At 67.8% G+C, this 14778-nt stretch carries 15 protein-coding genes; 4 read left to right on the plus strand and 11 right to left on the minus strand.

Translation table 11 applies throughout. From position 1 onward, the window contains the following. The coding region (locus AC3EF3_RS06050) for a thiamine pyrophosphate-dependent enzyme (RefSeq protein WP_488531255.1) at positions 1 to 1357 on the plus strand (1357 nt) is incomplete at its 5' end. Positions 1358 to 1368: 11 nt separating this feature from the next. Here the strand turns inward: AC3EF3_RS06050 and AC3EF3_RS06055 are convergent. The 5 genes from AC3EF3_RS06055 to AC3EF3_RS06075 form a co-directional block, all read right to left on the minus strand. Next, positions 1369 to 2151: a LytR/AlgR family response regulator transcription factor gene (locus tag AC3EF3_RS06055; protein ID WP_488531256.1), complete on the minus strand. Its 783-nt coding sequence runs from the start codon at positions 2149 to 2151 to the stop codon at positions 1369 to 1371. Further along, positions 2148 to 3200 carry a sensor histidine kinase gene (locus tag AC3EF3_RS06060; RefSeq protein ID WP_488531257.1) on the minus strand — a complete coding sequence of 351 codons (1053 nt, stop codon included), beginning with the start codon at positions 3198 to 3200 and terminating at the stop codon, positions 2148 to 2150. The genes AC3EF3_RS06055 and AC3EF3_RS06060 overlap by 4 nt, the downstream gene beginning before the upstream one ends. After that, positions 3197 to 3493 (minus strand): 2TM domain-containing protein, encoded by a 297-nt coding sequence (locus AC3EF3_RS06065; protein ID WP_488531258.1) that lies wholly within the window; start codon positions 3491 to 3493, stop codon positions 3197 to 3199. The genes AC3EF3_RS06060 and AC3EF3_RS06065 overlap by 4 nt, the downstream gene beginning before the upstream one ends. Before the next feature lie 35 nt (positions 3494 to 3528). Continuing rightward, on the minus strand, positions 3529 to 4098 hold the full coding sequence (locus AC3EF3_RS06070) for a DUF6622 family protein (protein ID WP_488531259.1): 570 nt from the start codon (positions 4096 to 4098) through the stop codon (positions 3529 to 3531). A 122-nt stretch (positions 4099 to 4220) separates the two neighbouring features. Then, positions 4221 to 4490, minus strand: a complete 270-nt coding sequence (locus AC3EF3_RS06075; protein WP_488531260.1) for a hypothetical protein — start codon at positions 4488 to 4490, stop codon at positions 4221 to 4223. A 171-nt stretch (positions 4491 to 4661) separates the two neighbouring features. Here AC3EF3_RS06075 and AC3EF3_RS06080 point away from each other — a divergent pair, with 171 nt between their 5' ends. Then, positions 4662 to 5486, plus strand: a complete 825-nt coding sequence (locus AC3EF3_RS06080; RefSeq protein WP_488531261.1) for an undecaprenyl-diphosphate phosphatase — start codon at positions 4662 to 4664, stop codon at positions 5484 to 5486. On the opposite strand, the gene AC3EF3_RS06085 is transcribed toward AC3EF3_RS06080, so the two are convergent. The 3 genes from AC3EF3_RS06085 to mutS form a co-directional block, all read right to left on the minus strand. After that, positions 5458 to 6213: an esterase/lipase family protein gene (locus AC3EF3_RS06085; RefSeq protein WP_488531262.1), complete on the minus strand. Its 756-nt coding sequence runs from the start codon at positions 6211 to 6213 to the stop codon at positions 5458 to 5460. The two genes, AC3EF3_RS06080 and AC3EF3_RS06085, sit on opposite strands and share 29 nt — an antisense overlap. 223 nt (positions 6214 to 6436) lie before the next feature. After that, complete coding sequence (locus tag AC3EF3_RS06090; RefSeq protein WP_488531263.1) at positions 6437 to 7258, minus strand: proteasome-type protease; 822 nt, start codon at positions 7256 to 7258, stop codon at positions 6437 to 6439. Next, positions 7255 to 9822, minus strand: coding sequence for a DNA mismatch repair protein MutS (mutS, locus tag AC3EF3_RS06095; RefSeq protein WP_488531264.1), 2568 nt, complete (start codon positions 9820 to 9822; stop codon positions 7255 to 7257). Before mutS ends, AC3EF3_RS06090 begins: the two co-directional genes overlap by 4 nt. A gap of 122 nt (positions 9823 to 9944) precedes the next feature. Here mutS and AC3EF3_RS06100 point away from each other — a divergent pair, with 122 nt between their 5' ends. Further along, positions 9945 to 10766 carry an MBL fold metallo-hydrolase gene (locus AC3EF3_RS06100; RefSeq protein ID WP_488531265.1) on the plus strand — a complete coding sequence of 274 codons (822 nt, stop codon included), beginning with the start codon at positions 9945 to 9947 and terminating at the stop codon, positions 10764 to 10766. Positions 10767 to 10974: 208 nt separating this feature from the next. On the opposite strand, the gene AC3EF3_RS06105 is transcribed toward AC3EF3_RS06100, so the two are convergent. Genes AC3EF3_RS06105 through AC3EF3_RS06115 form a run of 3 tightly spaced genes read right to left on the minus strand, consistent with a single transcriptional unit; the run spans position 10975 to position 13958 of the window. Next, positions 10975 to 11943: a class I SAM-dependent methyltransferase gene (locus AC3EF3_RS06105; protein ID WP_488531266.1), complete on the minus strand. Its 969-nt coding sequence runs from the start codon at positions 11941 to 11943 to the stop codon at positions 10975 to 10977. Between the two features lie 44 nt (positions 11944 to 11987). Next, a complete protein-coding gene (locus AC3EF3_RS06110; RefSeq protein WP_488531267.1) occupies positions 11988 to 13034 on the minus strand; it encodes a mechanosensitive ion channel family protein in 1047 nt (348 codons plus the stop codon). Positions 13035 to 13043: 9 nt separating this feature from the next. Continuing rightward, positions 13044 to 13958, minus strand: coding sequence for an inositol monophosphatase family protein (locus tag AC3EF3_RS06115; RefSeq protein WP_488531268.1), 915 nt, complete (start codon positions 13956 to 13958; stop codon positions 13044 to 13046). A 78-nt stretch (positions 13959 to 14036) separates the two neighbouring features. Between AC3EF3_RS06115 and AC3EF3_RS06120 the strand changes: the two genes are divergently transcribed. Further along, complete coding sequence (locus AC3EF3_RS06120; RefSeq protein WP_488531269.1) at positions 14037 to 14759, plus strand: RNA methyltransferase; 723 nt, start codon at positions 14037 to 14039, stop codon at positions 14757 to 14759. Positions 14760 to 14778: the final 19 nt, after the last annotated feature.

Genomic DNA, 14778 nt, shown 5'->3' on the forward strand with positions numbered 1-14778 from the left:
CCCCCCCCCCCCCCCCCCCCCCCCCCGCGACCAGCGCACGGTCACCTGCGTCATCCTGCCCAACGACCTGCAGACCGAAAAGGCGGTGGAGGCGCCGCCGCGCGAACACGGCACCGTGCATTCGGGCATCGGCATGACGCTGCGGCATCCCGTGCCCAGCGACGACGACCTGCGGTTCGCGGCGTCGGTGCTCAACGATGGCAAGCGTGTCGCGATCCTCGTCGGCGCAGGCGCGCTGCACGCAACCACGGAGATCAGGGAAGTGGCCGAGCGGCTCGGCGCGGGCATCGCGAAGGCGCTCCTGGGCAAGGCGGCGGTCCCGGACGACCTGCCGTACGTCACCGGTTCGATCGGCATGCTGGGCACCCAGCCCAGCTGGGAAATGATGGAGCGCTGCGACACGCTGTTGATGGTCGGCTCCAGCTTCCCGTATTCGGAGTTCCTGCCCAAGGAAGGCACGGCGCGCGGTGTGCAGATCGACCTGGACGGCCGGCGCCTGTCGCTGCGCTACCCGATGGAGGTGAACCTGGTGGGCGACAGCCGGCTCACGCTGCGCGCGCTGCTGCCGATGCTGGACTACAAGAAGGACCGCAGCTGGCGCCAGGAGATCGAGGACAACGTCGCGCAATGGTGGCGCGCGATGAACGCGCGGTCGCTCGTCGAAGCGACGCCGATCAACCCGCAGCACGTCTTCCGCGAGCTGTCGCCGCAATTACCCGACAACTCCATCGTCGTCTGCGATTCGGGGACTTCGGCTGTGTGGTACGCGCGCGACCTCGTCTTCCGCGAAGGCATGATGGGCTCCGTCTCGGGCGGTCTTGCGACGATGGGTTGCGCCGTGCCGTATGCTCTCGCCGCGAAGATGGCGCATCCGACCAGGCCCGTGATCGCCGCCCTGGGCGACGGCGCGATGCAGATGATCGGCATGAACGGCCTGATCACGCTCACGCGCTACTGGCGCGAATGGAAGGACAAGCGCTTCGTGGTTCTGGTGCTGAACAACGCGGACCTGAACCTGGTCACCTGGGAGCAGCGCGGCACCGAGGGCGAGCCGAAGTTCCAAGGCTCGCAGGACCTGCCCGCGTTCGCGTACGCCGAATACGCCAGGTTGCTCGGCCTGCACGGCATCCGCTGCGACGACCCGAGGAAGGTCCGCGCCGCATGGGACGAAGCCTTCAGTGCGGATCGCCCCGTGGTGGTGGAGATGGTCACCGACCCGAGCATGCCGCCCGTTCCGCCGCACGTCACGGCCAAGCAGCTGAAGCACTATTTCTCCGCGCTGGTCAAGCGGGACCCGCAATCCGTGGAGATCGTGAAAGCCGCGGCGAAGGAGTGGTGGGCGGGGGTGCGGCGCTGACCCGCTCAGCGTCACATCGCTTTGAACAGGTGCGCGTACAACCGGCTGACAGCCAGCTTGTCCTTGCGGCCGCGAAGCGTGACGTGCATCTTTCCCGCCTCGTCGCGTGAGACGGTGTCGATCGCGTCGGCGCGCACGACGGTGGCGCGGTGGACCTGCCAGAAGCGGTTCGCATCGAGCTGGGGCAGCAGCTCCTTCAGCGGTGTGCGGATCAGGTATTCGTGCGCCGCGGTCAGCACGCGCACATACTTGTCGGCGGCTTCGAAGTAGAGCACTTCGTCGATCGGCACCATGCGGATGTTCGAGCCGACGCTGACCTGCAGCACCTTGAGCTGGGGCTGCGCGACGGGTTCGGGCACCTTGCCGATCAGCGATCGAAGCTGGCTGAGCGTCGCCTCGAAATCCGCACCCTTGCGGGCGAGCGCTTCCCTGACCTTCGCGATCGTCTTCTGCAAGCGGCCTTGCTGCACCGGCTTGAGCACGTAGTCGACGGCTTGCGTCTCGAACGCCTGGACCGCGTACTGCTCGTAGGCCGTGATGAAGACCAGCGCCGGGAAGGTCTTGTCCGCGGGCCATTCCTCGGCCAGCTGCGCGGCGGCGTCGATGCCGCTTTGCCCCGGCATGCGGATGTCGAAGAACAGCACGTCGGGCTTCAGGGCCAGAGCCTGCGTGACGGCCGATTCGCCGTCGCCCGCGATCGCGAGCACCTGCAGCTCGGGCCACGCGCGCGCCAGCTCGGCCTGCAGCGCCTGCGCCAGCAGCGGCTCGTCTTCGGCGATCAATGCGGTGGTCATGCTTCGTACGGGTAGTGGATGGTGACGCGGCAGCCGCCCGCCTCGATGTTGCCGAATTCGATGCCCGCGCGGGAGCCGTAGAGGGTGGCGAGCCGGTCGCGCACCTGGCTGGTGCCGAAGCCCTTGGCGGCGGCCAGCGCATCGCCCGCGAGCCCGACGCCCGTATCGCACACTTCGATCACCATCTCTTCACCCTCGCGCCGGGCACGAACGCGGATCTCGCCGCCGCCCACCTTCGGCTCGAGGCCATGCTGGATCGCGTTCTCCACCAGCGGCTGCAGCAGCAGCGAAGGCACCTTCGCCTGTGCGAGCGCACCCGGCAGGTCCAGCGTGAACTTCAGGCGCGGTCCCATGCGGATCGCCATCAGTTCGAGGTAATCCTGCAGCCGGTCGAACTCCGCCTGCAGGCTGTGCGACGTCGCACGCGAGGCGTTCAGCGTGGCGCGCAGGTACGCGATGATGTGATCGAGCATGGCCTGCGCGCGGTCCGGATCCACGCCGATCAGCGCGCGCAGGTTGGCCAGGGTGTTGAACAGCATGTGCGGCTCGAGCTGCGTCTCCAGCAGCTTCAGGCGCGCCTCGTCCACGTGCTTGTGCGCCTCGGCCATCTTGCGCTCGAGGTAGGCGCCGCGGTTCATGCTATAGAAATAGTAGCTGCCGGCGATCCCCGAGAGCAGCGTGATCAGGATCGAGTTACGCAGGTCGGCCTGCGGGTCGTTCGGCGTCCAGCCGGGCGGGTAGAGGCCGTAGGCCTTGCACAGGTAGTCGCCGAGGTGGTTGCCGAGGAACCAGCCGCCCACGATGCCGCCGGCCACCAGCGCAACACCGGCGTAGCCACGCGGCCAGCCGGTCTCCTCGCTCGACGGGAAGAACACGCGGCCGATGTCGATGATCGCCCAGATGCTGGTGCCGATGAACAGCGAGTAGACGACCGGCGGGCCGTACGGCTTGTCGGGCTGGAAGCCGTACTGGACGGTGGCGATGACCAGGCAGAACGCGAGCACCTGCACGAAGTGCCGCAGCGTCGCTTCCCAATCGAGGCGGTTCACGTGCGGTTCTGTTCGCGCTCGATGCGTTCGCGTTCGCGCCGCACCATCTGCTCGCGCAGGCCCGAACCCTTGCCCATCACGAACACGCTGACGAAGTGCAGCGCCAGCCCCACGCCCCAGCCCATCGCCGGGTAGATGTTCCAGTGGCGCTCGCGATAGCCCAGGTACGAGCTGCCGAACAGGAAAGCGTTGACCAGGACGTATACGCAAGCGTGCAGGTACCACCCCATCTTCGCCGAGGCGCGCTTGTGCGCGAGGCGCTCGATCTCTTCCGGGGTCAGCGGGGCAGTCATGGTGGCGGCCATTGTAGGAGCTGTCATGCCGGGCCTCACCACGGATCGCGCTGGAGCATGAGGCCGAAGCCGCCGTGTTCGGCAGCCAGCCGCCACAGGCGCGCGGCCCGCCCCAGGAACACGCCGCTGAACAGGCCATAGAGACCGCCGACCACCAGCGTGTAGCCGCCGTCGCGGGCGACTGCGGGATGGATCGCGACATCGACGTTCACCACGTAGCGCGTGACGAAGATGCCCGCGATCAGCAGCAGCGGCACCGCGCTGCCCGGCAGGAAGAACATGCGGCCGGCCGGGTCGTACCCGGTGCCGACGGGCGGGCGCATGGCCCCGACCAGGGCAAAGGCGACGGCGGCGGCGAGCATCCACATCAGCATCGTGTAGCCGAACATCGGTGAGCTGCCGAAGGCGCCCGCTATGCCCCAGACCGACAGCGCCACCATCACGAGCGGCATCACGGTGACACGGGCGAGGCTGGCGGTGCGGTCGCGCAGCTGCGTCGCGCCGAGCCACACGAGGCCGGCGAGCAGGGCCCACACCCAGCCGGGCGTGCCGCGCAGCACGGGGCCGATGATCTGCGGTTGCGAGAGAAGTACGGGAATGTGCATGGTGTCCTCCAGGTGAACTGGATTCACTGTGCCGGAGGACACGCGCGCTCAGAAGCGCGCCGGGACGAAATGCAGCGAAAGCGCCGTGAAATGCAGGCGGCGCGGAGTGGGATGCAAGGCCGTCAGATCGGCCGCATGGTCAACAGCTGCTCGAACTCGCGCTCACGCTCGGGGTCGGGCTTCACGACACCCAGCAGGCGGCGCGCTTCCTCGAGGGCTTTCAGTTCGACCTGGCATTCCTCCGGCAGCGCCTCCTCGGCCATCAGCAGGGCCTGCTCCAGCAGCGGGCGAGCGGCGGCGGGCAGCAGGAGATCCCCATTGAGCTGCTCGACTGCGCGGGGCTCGTCTGCGTCCGCGAAGTCGATTCCGATGATGAGCGTCTGGCTGGCCATGTTCCGTCCTTTCGTGTGCGTGCGGCCACTGTGCGCCCGATGGAAGGGCTGCCCTGTCGGCACGCTTCCCATGTCCGTGCGGGCTTCACCCGCACGCCGATGTCTTGGGCTGCCGACGGGAGCCGGTGGATGCCCAGTCATAATTCGCGCTCTTTTGCACAAGGAGCGCATGTGGACGTCGTCCTGCTGGCCAAGGCCGCGGTGATGGGAATCGTGGAGGGGCTGACCGAATTCCTTCCGATCTCGAGTACCGGACATCTCATCCTGACGGGAGCCCTGATCGGCTTCGATGACGAGAAGGCCAAGGTCTTCGACATCGCGATCCAGACCGGCGCGATCCTCGCGGTGATCCTGGTCTACTGGCAGCGCATCCGCGACACCGTCGTCCACTTGCCGACGCAGGAGCGGGCGCAGCGCTTCGCCGTCAACGTGCTGGTCGCCTTCGTGCCGGCGGTGATCCTGGGGCTGCTGTTCGGCAAGGCGATCAAGGAACACCTGTTCAATGCCTGGGTGGTCGCGACCACCTTCATCATCGGCGCCTTCGTCATCCTGTGGGCCGAGCGGCGCCAGCGCGTCGCGGTGCGCATCGAAACCGTGGACGACATGCGCTGGCCCGACGCGCTGAAGGTGGGGCTCGCCCAGTGCTTCGCGCTGATCCCCGGCACCAGCCGCAGCGGCGCGACCATCATCGGCGGCATGCTGTTCGGCCTGTCGCGCAAGGCGGCGACCGAGTTCTCGTTCTTCCTGTCGATCCCGACGCTGATCGGGGCCGGTGCGTACAGCCTGTACAAGGAACGCGCGATGCTCTCGGCGGCGGACCTGCCGCTGTTCCTCGTCGGGCTGTTCTTCTCGTTCCTGTTCGCGTGGCTGTGCGTGCGCTGGCTGCTGCGCTACATCTCCACCCACAGCTTCACGCCCTTCGCCTGGTACCGCATCGTCTTCGGTTTCGTCGTGCTGGCCACGGCGCTCACGGGCGTCGTGCACTGGGCCGACTAGCGAAAGGGCGCCAGCGGCCTTCGGGTTGCGCGAGGCGGTCGGCGAGGATGCGCAGCACCTGGGGCTGCGTCACCATGCCCAGGTGGCTGGCATGCACCTCGATGCTCTCCGAGGTCGCGCCTCGCCGCTCGATGCAACCGCGCCAGGCGACGATGCCGTCGCTCTTGCTGTAAACCGAGGTCGTCGGCACGGGCGGGCATTCGCGGATGCGCGCCTCGATGTCCGGCGACAGGTGCGCCTTGTCGCGATTGAGCAGCTTGAACACCGTGCCCGCGTGATTGCCGTGCGCAAGCGCGGCGAAGGGCGTGCCGAGCGTGATCACTTGCCGCACGCAGTCCGGGCAGCACTTGGCGATCTCGCGCGCATACACGCCGCCCAGGCTCCAGCCGATCAGGCTCACCTTGCGGCCGTGCGACGCGTGCAGCTCGCGCACGCGGGCCGCCAGCGGCTGCAGCCAGTCGTCGAACACGCCGTCGGGCCCGGTATTGACGCCGCCTTCCCAGTCGTGCACGGCGAACCCGGAACCCTTCAGGTAGCTGCGCAGGTGCGAAGTCGCGATCGAGCCGCCGCCGAGGCCCGGGTACACCACCACGGGATGCCCATCGCCAACGGGCTCGGGCAGGACCGCGACGCGCGCGGCGCAGTAGTCGAACAGGGCGCGCAGCGGTTCCGTGGCCAGCAGGCCGAAGGTGGGCGCGCGCACATCGAGTGCCTGGATCGAAGTCATGCGCGCACTGTCGCGTGCGGGCCGTGCCCGCGGGTGTGGGCATCGGCGGCACGGATGTGTAGGACCACGCCGCCAGCGGCCGCGCGAGTGAGTCAATCGATCAAACCGTGGACCAGTGCGTAATGCGTCAGTTCGCTGTTCGTATGCAGTCCCAGCGCGGCAGCGCGGGATCATGAATTCACCTCCGAGGAGGCGCGGGCCGCGGGCCGCAAACGCCACCAGCTCAGATCAGCCGCTCATCCGGCCGCGTGATCTTCTTGAGCGGCGGGTGGCGCCCGCCGGGGCACATGAGCGGGACCTCGGTGTGGGACTGGTCCCAGACCGGGTCCTCCAGGCTGTCGAACACCTCGCGCAGCTTCTGTCCCCAGCTCGTGTGCAGCATGCGGTAATACGGGTTCTGCATGTCGATGCAGACCATCTGGTCGGTCTGGAAGGCGTCGGCCTGGTAGACCACGAGGTCCAGGGGCGGGCCGACCGACAGGTTCGATTTCATCGTCGAATCCATCGAGACCAGCGCGCACTTGGCGGCTTCGTCCAGCGCGGTTTCGGGCGTGAGCACGCGATCGAGCACGGGCTTGCCGTACTTGTACTCGCCCACCTGGAAGTAGGGCGTCTCGGCCGTGGCTTCGATGAAGTTGCCGGCCGAATACACCTGGAACAGGCGCATGTTCTCGCCGCGGATCTGGCCGCCGAAGATCAGGTTCACGTTGAACTCGACGCCGGCCCGCTGCAGCGATTCCGCGTCGCGGTGGTACACGTGACGCACCGCGTTGCCGAGCACGCGCGCCGCGTCGAACATGCTCCTGGCGTTCCAGATCGTGATCGTCTCGTCGCCTTCCTTGAGCTGCTCGACCTGCAGGATCTCGCGCACCGATTGCGAGATGCTGAGATTGCCGGCCGACAGCAGGACCATGAAGCGGTCGCCGGTGCGCTCGTAGACGATCATCTTGCGGTAGGTGCTGATGTTGTCCACGCCCGCGTTGGTGCGCGAATCGGAGAGGAACACCAGCCCCGCGTTGAGTTTGATGCCGACGCAATAAGTCATGCTGCCGTGACTCCTAGTTTCTTCTTGAGTGCATAGAGCGCATCGAGCGCCTCGCGCGGGCTCAAGGTGTCCGGGTCCAGCGCCGAAAGGGCGGCCTCGACGGCGCTGGGCGCCGCTGCTTCGGCCGCGGGCGGCGGTGCGAACAAGTCTACCTGCTCGCGGCTTGCTTCCTGGTGCTGCTCCAGCGCAGCCAGCGCGTGCCGGGCGTGGTGGACGACGCCGTTCGGCATGCCCGCGAGCCGCGCGACCTGGATGCCGTAGCTGCGGCTGGCCGGCCCCGGCTGGATCTCGTGCAGGAACACGATCTCGGTGCCCGACTCCACGGCGCTCACGTGCACGTTCACCGCGGCGTGGTGCCTGGCGGGGAACTCCGTCAGCTCGAAATAGTGCGTCGCGAACAAGGTGTAGGCCTGGGTCTTGTCGTGCAAGTGCGCCGCAATGCCTGATGCAAGAGCCAGGCCATCGAAGGTGGAGGTGCCGCGCCCGATCTCGTCCATCAGCACCAGCGACTGCGGCGTGGCCGAGTGCAGGATCTGCGCCGCCTCGGTCATCTCCAGCATGAAGGTCGATTGCGCGTTGGCCAGGTCGTCGGCCGCGCCGATGCGGGTGTGGATCGCGTCCATCGGCCCGAGCCGGCAGGATTCGGCCGGCACGTAAGAGCCCATCGATGCCAGCAGGCAGACGATCGCGACCTGCCGCATGTAGGTCGACTTGCCGCCCATGTTGGGGCCCGTGATGACCTGCATGCGCTGCTTGGGGCCCAGGCGCGTGTCGTTGGCGATGAAGCTGCCGCCGCTGGTTTCCGCCAGGCGCGCCTCGACCACCGGATGGCGGCCCCTGACGATCTCGATGCCCGGCTCCTTCGTGAACTGGGGGCGCGACCAGTTCAAGGTGAGCGAGCGTTCGGCCAGCGCGCAGAGCGCATCGAGCGAGGCCAGCGCCCGCGCCAGGCGCGAGAGCGCGGGCACGAAGGCCTGCAACTCGTCGAGCAACTGGTCGTAGAGGAACTTCTCGCGGGCGAGGGCGCGGTCCTGGGCCGACAGCGCCTTGTCCTCGAAGGCCTTGAGTTCGGGCGTGATGAAACGCTCGGCGTTCTTGAGCGTCTGGCGGCGGCGGTAATCGGGGGGCACTTTGTCCAGCTGCCCCTGCGTGACCTCGATGTAGAAGCCGTGCACCTTGTTGTACTGCACGCGCAGGTTGGCGATGCCGGTGCGGGCCTTCTCGCGCGTCTCCAGCTCGAGCAGGAAGCCGTCGCAGTTGTCCTGGATCGCGCGCAGCTCGTCGAGCTCGGTGTCATGGCCGACCGCGATCACCCCACCATCGCGCACCAATGCCGCGGGTTCTTCCATCAGCGTGCGTTGCAGGCGCTGCGCGCATTCGGCGGGCGGGTTCAGGTGCGCGCGAATCTCGGCGAGCAGGCCGCCACCGGCATCAAGCCGCTGGGCGAGCGTCGTCGCCTTCTCGATCGAGTAGCGCAGGCCGACCAGCTCGCGCGGGCGCACCTGCCGCAGGGCGATGCGTGCCGTGATGCGTTCCACGTCGCTGCAGCCCTTCAGGTCGTGGCGCAGCGTTTGCCAGAGCCCGTCACGCAGCAGCGCGATCGCATCGTGGCGCTGCGTGGCCTGCGTCCGCTCGCGGCGCGGCTCCAGCAACCAGCCCTTGAGCGCGCGGCTGCCCATGCCGGTCATGCAGGTGTCGAGCAGCGAGAACAGCGTGGGCGAATCTTCGCCGCGCAGGGTCTGGACGAGCTCCAGGTTGCGCCGCGTCGTCACCGGCAGGTCGATCAGCTCGTCGTCGCGCTGCACCTGCAGGCTCTGCACGTGCGAGAGCTGCCGTCCCTGCGTGTGCTCCGCGTACGTGAGCAGCGCCGCGGCGGCGGCGTGCGCGCAGAACATCTCGTCGGCGCGCCAGGCGGCGAGCGTCGCGCTGTTGAGCTGCTCGAGCAGCTTGCGCAGGCCGAGGCCTTCGTCGAACTGCCATTCGGGCCGCTGCGTGAGCGAGAAGGCGCCGTTGGACCGCGCGGCCTTCAGCCGCTGCTCGAAGGCGGGCGTCACATTGCCCGCGAACAGCAGTTCGCTGGGCCCGACGCGCGCGATCCACGATTCGAGCTCGTCGCCCGCGCACTCGGCGAGCTGCAGCGCGCCTTGCGTGACCGACAGCCAGGCGAGCCCCAGCTTGTGGCGCGAGCCCTGGTGCACGGCCAGGAGGATCGCCTCGGCCTTGTCGTTCATCAGCTCGGTGTCGGTGAGCGTGCCGGGCGTGACGACGCGCACCACCTTGCGCTCCACCGGTCCCTTGGCGGTGGCGACGTCGCCGACCTGCTCGCAGATCGCGACCGATTCGCCCTGCTTGATCAGCCGCGCGAGGTAGCCCTCGACCGAATGGAACGGCACGCCGGCCATCACCACCGGCTCGCCCGCGGAGTTGCCGCGCCGCGTGAGCGTGATGTCCAGCAGGCGCGCGGCCTTCTCGGCGTCGCTGTAGAACAGCTCGTAGAAATCGCCCATCCGGTAGAACACGAGCGTGTCCGGATGCTCCGCTTTCACGCGGAGATACTGGGCCATCATGGGAGTGTGCCGACTGAGGTCGGCCTCGATGGGGTTCGGCGTGCTGCTCATGCAGCGCCGATCATACGGTCGGCGCAGGCGGTGCTATAAAGCCCGAGGCAACGGGTGTGAGGTCTTTCATGGGCGCGAACCGCATCACCATCCTCCACGATTCGTTCGGCCGGCCCTCCGCGCTGCGGCAGGATTGGGGTTTCGCGGCGCTCGTCGAGTTCGAAGGCCGGCGAATCCTGTTCGACACGGGCAACAACTCGCGTGTCTTCGCCCACAACACGGCGACCTTGGGCACAGACCTTTCCGGACTGGATTACGCGGTGATCTCCCACCGCCACGGCGACCACACGAGCGGGCTCAACCACCTGCTGCAGGTCAACCCCCGACTGCGGATCTACACGCCCGACGAGACCTATGGCGTGTTCGGCTCGTCCCTTCCCGGCACGTTCTTCCCGCGGTGCCATACGCTGCCGGCCTATATGCGCTACTACGAAGGCAAGCCACCCGACGCCATCCGCCACGGCAGCCCGTGGGCCGACGCCGAGTTCGTGTGGGTCAAGGAAACGAAGGAGATCGATGCGGATGTGTTCCTCGTCGCGGTCGTTTCCGACATGCCTGGTACTCGCGAGATGCGCGAGCTCACGCTGGCGCTTCGAACGGCGAAGGGGCTCGTGCTGGTCGCGGGCTGTTCACACCCGGGGATCGAGCGCATCCTCGAAGCGTCTCGCGTCATCGACGGCCGCGTGTCGTGCGTTTACGGCGGCTTGCATCTCGTGGTGACGCCGCAGGCGGAGATCGAACGGGTCGCCCGGGCATTGCGCGACGACTGGCAGGTCCAGTGGATGGCACCCGGGCACTGCACCGGCGAGCCCGGATTCGCCGCGCTTCAGGAAGTGTTCGGCCCCCGATACGTCTACGCGGGCCTGGGCGAAACGGTCCCGTTGCCCTAGCCGGCGAGACTTACCCCTGCGGCTGCGCCGCCCGCATCGGCGGAATGTACTGGGAGTATTCGCGCGCCAGTCATAGCCCGGCCAGCACATCACTTTACAGGAGCCCCCGGCCTGCTCCGCGGCGAGCGCTGCGGGCCGAGGACCAGGAGCCCGACCAACGTGCTGCCACCGTTCGCGGTCTACTTCTGGCAGCGCATGGCCTACCCGACTACGTGGCGGGCTTCTGCCAGATGCACAGCAGGTGGTAGCTGCCAAGTCGATCCTTCGACGGTGACAGGCACGAGCGCAGGGAACGCGCCGCCGAGAAACCGGGCATTTTCCTCACCACGGCTTTCAGCCTCTTCGTCGCTGCTTTCAGCGCGCGCTTCGCACCGCCTGCGCTCGCCTGTCCGAGGCCGCTCAGGTCGGGATAGCCGTAGGTCTCCAGATGAACGATCTCGAGACCCAGCGACTTCGCGACGAACCAGCACGAGCGCGCGTTGAAATACTGCATGTGTTCCAGATCCACGCGAAACACGACCGGGTCATCGCCGACCGGGTGACCGTGAGGCGTGAGTGCAGCCAGCACGCCGCCCGGCTTCAGGATCTCGGCGGCCTTCCGCAGCGTCGGCAGGATCTCGAGCGGGTGTTCGATGAAGTCCATCATCAGAATCGTGTCGACCTGTTCACCGGGCGGAAGGTCGAAGATGGTTCCTTGCCGCACGTCCGACAGCCCGAGTCGGGAGCGACAGAACTGGACCGCGGCCGGGTCGAGCTCGATGCCCGTCACTGACGCAGCGCCACCCTTTCGCAGCCAGTGCAGGTAGCGGCCCGGGCCGCTACCTACATCGAGGCAGCGCTTGCCGCGAATGGCGTCCAGCGCCGACAGCTCCTGGATGACGATGCTGTCGGCCCCGTCGCTTTGCAGGATGGCCGCCGCAGTCTCGTCGGGAGTGTCCTCGTTGCGCTGGTGCGAGATCGAATACGTGCTGTAGAACGTGTCGAGTTGCTCGGGCGTGGGGCTTGGGGAGATGAACCACAAGCCGCACCCGTCGCAATGTCGTACCTTGAGACGATCCGGCCGCTGGTACTTCTCGTGGCCGGGTCGCATACACACAGGGCAGGTCCGATCCTGCAGGCGCGACAAGTTCCAGGCCGGGATGCGGTGGTCGAGCGTAGAAAGCCGATGCTCATGCATGGGCGCCGAGCTTACCTCGTCGGCGGTGCTCGCATTGGCCAGGCCTAGGCCTGCGGCTCCACCGCCCGCATCGGCGGGATGTACTGCGGGTATTCGCGCGCCAGCCACGCCAGCATGTCTTCCCTCACGCGGCAGCGCAGGTCCCACAGCTGGTTCGGGTGCAGAGCCGACACGAGGATGCGCACGGAGATCGCCGCTTCGGTCGTGTCTTCGACCTGCACCTTGAAGATGCGCCCGTCCCATTCGGGTGCGGCCTTCACGATCCGCTCGGCATGCTCGCGCAGGGGCGCGATGGGCGTGGCGTAGTTCAGGCGCAGCACCACCGTGCCGAGCAGGTCGGACGTCGTGCGCGTCCAGTTCTCGAACGGGTTCTCGATGAACCAGTTCAGCGGGACGATCTGCCGGCGGTCGTCCCACAGGCGCAGCACGACGTAGGTGCCGGTGATTTCCTCGACCGTGCCCCAGTCCTCCTTCACCTTCAGCACGTCGCCGATGCGGATCGGCTGCGCGATGGCGAGCTGCAGGCCCGCGACCAGGTTGCTGAACACCGGCCGCGCCGCGAGGCCACCCACGATGCCTATCAAGCCGGCGGACGCGAGCAGGCTGGCGCCGACATGCCGCGCGCCGGGAAAGGTCAGCAGGGCGATGGCGCTGCCGGCGATGAGGATCAGCGTCATCCCCGTGCGCGACAGGATGCGGGCCTGCGTCTCGATGCGGCGCGCCTGCAGGTTGTCCGGGACGTTGGTCGGATGGCGGGCGATCACGCCTTGCGCCAGGCCGGAGACCGCGGCCATTGCCAGCCAGGTCACCGCGAGGATCAGCAGCACGCCATTGACGTGGCGCACGGCCGCGATCCGCGCCATCTCGTCGGGCGCGGCCTGCCACACGGCCTGCAGCGCGAAGAGGGGCAGTGCGACGCTTGCCGGCGATTCGATGGCGACGGAGACGGCGCGCAGAAGCGGCGCATTGCGCGTCGCCCGGCTCATGATCGCCCGGCCGATGCGATGCACGACGAGGCTGCCGATCACCGCCCCGACGGCGACCAGCACCGCGATCGTCCAGGGGTCCTGGTCGTGCAGCCACTCGAGCATGGGCAGCCCTTACTCGTCCCCGTCGGCCTCGGGGCCTTCGACCTGCGCGCTCGGCGGGGTCTTGGGGTCGACGAGATCGGGCGCGTTGCGCAGCGCCGCCTTCTCGCCGGCACTGGCGAACTTGCTGTACTTGTGCAGGATCGACACGAGCTGGCCGTAGATCTTCGGGTTGCCCGCGACGCATTCCTTCTGCTCGATGAATTCCGCCTCGCCGGTGAAGTTGCCGATCAGCCCGCCCGCTTCGGTCACGAGCAGCGATCCCGCGGCCACGTCCCACGGCGACAGGCCCGTTTCGAAGAAGCCGTCGGTGAATCCCGCCGCGACGTAGGCCAGGTCGAGCGCCGCCGCACCGGGGCGGCGCATGCCGGCCGTGCGCTGCATCACCTCGGCCATCATGCGCAGGTAGTTGTTGAAGTTGTCGCCCGGACGGAACGGGAAGCCCGTCGAGATCAGGCTGTGGCGCAGGTCCGTGCGCTTGGAGACGCGGATGCGGCGCTCGTTCATGTAGGCACCGCGCCCCTTGGTCGCCGTGAAGAGGTCGTTGCGCGTGGGGTCGTAGATCACGGCCTGCTCGACGCGGCCCCTCACCATGAGCGCGATGCTCACGCAGTAGACCGGGAAGCCGTGGATGAAGTTGGTGGTGCCGTCCAGCGGGTCGATGACCCAGACGTGGTCAGAACCCTGGTTGCCATGCGTCTTGCCCGATTCCTCCGCCCAGATCGCGTGCTGCGGGTAGGCGCCGAGCAGCGTTTCGATCACGGCGTTTTCGCTGGCGTGGTCGATCTCGGTCACGAAATCGTTGACCTGCTTCTGCGAGATGCGCACCGCTTCGACATCGAGCGCGGCGCGATTGATGATGGCGCCGGCGGCGCGGGCGGCCTTGACGGCCACGTTGAGCATGGGATGCAGGTTGGGAGACGACATGGCGGATTGTGGGAAGAGCGCGAACAAAACGCCCCGGCGATGCGGGGCGGCGACAATGGGCCCATTTTACGCTCGCCCATGACGACGCGCTTCATCCTCATGAACACCAGCCACGCCGGCAATGTCGGCGCGGCGGCGCGCGCGCTGAAGGTGATGGGCTTCGACGACCTGGTGCTCGTGGCCCCGCGCTGGCCGGATGTGCTGACCAAGCAGGAGGCGATCGAGCGCGCGAGTGGCGCGACCGACGTGCTGGAGAAGGCGCGCATCGTCGCGACACTCGACGAAGCGCTGGACGGCGTCACTTACCTGTGCGCCACCGCGATGACGCCGCGCGATTTCGGCCCGCCGACGGTATCGCCGCGCGAGCACCTGGCCGGCCTGGCCCGGAGCGAGCACCGCGTCGCATTCGTCTTCGGCTCCGAGCGCTACGGCATGGCCAACGAGGACGTGTACCGTTGCCACGCGGCGCTCTCGATTCCGACGAACCCGGAGTACGGGTCGCTGAACCTGGCGGCGGCGATCCAGGTGATCGCCTACGAATGGCGGATGGCGCTGGGCGGGTTCGCGCTGCGCGAGGAGCCGCCGACACCGTTCGTCGATGCGAAGGCCGTGCAAGGCATGCTCGATCACTGGGAGCAGGCGCTGGTCGACATCGGCTTTCTCGACCCGGCCGCGCCGAAAAAGCTCATGCCGCGGCTGAACCAGCTGTTCAATCGCGCGCAGCTGACCCCGGAGGAAATCCACATCCTTCGTGGTGTCGCCAAGGCCATGTCCCAGGCGTCCGGCCGGGCAAGACGATAGACTGGGCCCATAAGCAAAT

This window comes from Ramlibacter sp. GS1-15 (assembly GCF_057785015.1).

Excerpts from the sequence above, each read along its gene's own strand:
- AC3EF3_RS06115 (WP_488531268.1), bottom strand. The coding sequence starts at position 13,958 with ATGTCGTCTCCCAACCTGCATCCCATGCTCAACGTGGCCGTCAAGGCC.
- AC3EF3_RS06070 (WP_488531259.1), bottom strand. The coding sequence starts at position 4,098 with ATGCACATTCCCGTACTTCTCTCGCAACCGCAGATCATCGGCCCCGTG.
- AC3EF3_RS06100 (WP_488531265.1), top strand. The coding sequence starts at position 9,945 with ATGGGCGCGAACCGCATCACCATCCTCCACGATTCGTTCGGCCGGCCC.
- AC3EF3_RS06065 (WP_488531258.1), bottom strand. The coding sequence starts at position 3,493 with ATGACTGCCCCGCTGACCCCGGAAGAGATCGAGCGCCTCGCGCACAAG.
- AC3EF3_RS06055 (WP_488531256.1), bottom strand. The coding sequence starts at position 2,151 with ATGACCACCGCATTGATCGCCGAAGACGAGCCGCTGCTGGCGCAGGCG.
- AC3EF3_RS06090 (WP_488531263.1), bottom strand. The coding sequence starts at position 7,258 with ATGACTTATTGCGTCGGCATCAAACTCAACGCGGGGCTGGTGTTCCTC.
- AC3EF3_RS06110 (WP_488531267.1), bottom strand. The coding sequence starts at position 13,034 with ATGCTCGAGTGGCTGCACGACCAGGACCCCTGGACGATCGCGGTGCTG.
- AC3EF3_RS06075 (WP_488531260.1), bottom strand. The coding sequence starts at position 4,490 with ATGGCCAGCCAGACGCTCATCATCGGAATCGACTTCGCGGACGCAGAC.
- mutS (WP_488531264.1), bottom strand. The coding sequence starts at position 9,822 with ATGGCCCAGTATCTCCGCGTGAAAGCGGAGCATCCGGACACGCTCGTG.
- AC3EF3_RS06085 (WP_488531262.1), bottom strand. The coding sequence starts at position 6,213 with ATGACTTCGATCCAGGCACTCGATGTGCGCGCGCCCACCTTCGGCCTG.
- AC3EF3_RS06120 (WP_488531269.1), top strand. The coding sequence starts at position 14,037 with ATGACGACGCGCTTCATCCTCATGAACACCAGCCACGCCGGCAATGTC.
- AC3EF3_RS06105 (WP_488531266.1), bottom strand. The coding sequence starts at position 11,943 with ATGCATGAGCATCGGCTTTCTACGCTCGACCACCGCATCCCGGCCTGG.